The following is a 912-nucleotide window of genomic DNA, read 5'->3' as shown; positions in this document are numbered from 1 at the left end:
GTGCGGGTGCGCATCGGCGCCGACGAGCGCATCGCCGCGATCGAGGACGTCGCTCGCCTCCGCGACGCGCTCGGCGTGCCGCCCCCGCCCGGCGTGCCGTCGACGCTGCTCGAGGCGGTCGCCGACCCGATCGGCGACGTCGTGGCCCGCCACGCGCGCACGCACGGCCCCTTCACGGTGGACGAGGCATCCGCTCGCCTCACGCTCGCGCCCGCCGTCGTGCGCTCGGCGCTGCGCGCCCTCGAGCGGCAGGGACGCGTCGTCGCGGGCGCCTACCGGGCGCACGGCACGGGTGAGGAGTGGATCGACGCGCAGGTGCTCTCGCGGCTCAAGCGCCGCAGCCTGCAGGCGCTGCGCAGCGACGTCGAGCCCGTCGACCACGCCGTCTTCGCCGACCACCTGCTCGCGCACCAGCGCGTGACGCGGCCGCTGACGGGCGTCGACGGGCTGCTCGAGGCGATCGACCGGCTCGACGGCATGCCGCTGCCGCTCAGCGCGCTCGAGACGCTCATCCTGCCCTCGCGCGTGAAGGACTACCGGCCGTCGATGCTCGACGAGGTGACCGCCGCGGGGCTCGTCACGTGGGTCGGCGCGGGCGAGCTCACGGGCCGCGACGGCCGCATCGTGCTGCGCCCGGCCGACACCGTCGAGCAGCGCCGCGACGTCGACCACGACGACCCCGACGCATCCGCGGTGCTCGCCGCGCTCGGCGGCGGCGGGGCGCTCTTCGCGCGGCAGCTGAGCGAGATCGCGGCGCTCGACCTCGTGCGGCTCGGCGAGGTGCTGTGGCCGCTCGTGTGGGCCGGCCGCATCACGAATGACACGATCGCGCCGCTGCGCGCGCACCTGCTCGGCGCCCGCGCGCGCACGCCACCCGCGCCGAGTCGGCGCGCGGCGCCCGTGAGCCGGCGG

1 pseudogene is annotated in these 912 nt (G+C 77.4%); it reads left to right on the top strand.

Going from position 1 to position 912, the window contains the following annotated elements:
- Positions 1 to 912: pseudogene (locus NWP09_RS13010) on the top strand (ATP-dependent helicase); the annotation flags it as partial.

The sequence above is a fragment of the Agrococcus sp. HG114 genome (assembly GCF_024723325.1).
Lineage (GTDB): Bacteria > Actinomycetota > Actinomycetes > Actinomycetales > Microbacteriaceae > Agrococcus.
The sequence above is the reverse complement of the archived record's forward strand: the minus strand, read 5'-3'. Positions and strand labels throughout refer to the sequence as shown.